We start from the raw sequence: 1066 nt of genomic DNA, 5'->3' as shown, positions 1-1066 counted from the left end.
TCCGCGAGATTTTTTGTTACAGCACACACTAATGGTCAAAACAGGCGATAATTTCTCGCTAGAAAACCTGAGAGTGCAATTAGAGAACTCGGGTTACCGTCATGTAGACCAAGTGTTTGGGCCGGGTGAATACGCGAGCCGAGGTTCGATTCTCGACTTATTCCCGATGGGCAGTGCTGATCCTTACCGTATTGACTTTTTCGATGATGAAATCGACACCATTCGCACTTTCGATCCAGAAAACCAGCGTTCTATTGAAGACATTCAGCAAATCCAATTGCTGCCTGCGCATGAATTCCCAACGACGAAAGAAGCGATTGAAGATTTCCGTACTCGTTGGCGCACCCAGTTTGAGGCGAGACGCGAGCCAGAATCCATCTACATGCAAGTCACCAAAGGAACGTGGCCGGCAGGCATTGAATACTGGCAACCACTGTTCTTCGACCATACCGAAACCCTGTTCGACTACTTACCTGAAGATTCGCAGCTGATCACATACGGCGACATTGAAGCAGCTGTCGACACATTCTTAAATGACGTCGAATATCGCTACGATCAAAAGAAAATTGATCCTCTGCGTCCACTTCTTGCCCCACATGATTTGTGGCTCAAGAAAGACGAATTGTTTGCACACTTCAAACAACTTCCTCAGGCACAGCTCAGCCTAGAGAAAGTAGTGAAACGTGCTGGCCGCCAAAACTTAGCGGTACAAACACTGGCAGAACTTGGCGTTCAACAGCAAAACAAAGAGCCATTGTCTCGTCTGCGCCAATTCAGCGAACAATTTACGGGCAAATTCATCTTTTCAGTGGAATCAGAAGGTCGACGCGAAGCCCTGACTGAGCTTCTTCAAGGCATCAAAGTTCGCCCAGTGGTGCAAGAATCGCTGTATCACGCTTTGGAGTCAGACCACCGTTTCACGTTGATTCTTGGTTCAGCAGAACACGGCTTTATTCATGACGAGCTGAATTTCGCGCTGATATGCGAAAGTGACTTGCTTGGCGATCGCGTAATTCAACGCCGTCGCAAAGACAAAAAAGCCGTCAACAGTGACACCGTTATTCGC

Annotated in this window: 1 pseudogene; it reads left to right on the top strand. The window is 47.8% G+C overall.

What is annotated here, in order from left to right:
* Nucleotides 1-1066 (top strand): annotated as a pseudogene (locus R7M72_RS25805) (transcription-repair coupling factor); the annotation flags it as partial.

It is taken from the genome of Vibrio sp. YT-18 (genome assembly GCF_033337345.1).
Taxonomy (GTDB): Bacteria; Pseudomonadota; Gammaproteobacteria; order Enterobacterales; family Vibrionaceae; genus Vibrio; species Vibrio alginolyticus.
Note: the sequence above shows the minus strand (reverse complement) of the source record. Positions and strands in the feature narration are given on the sequence as shown.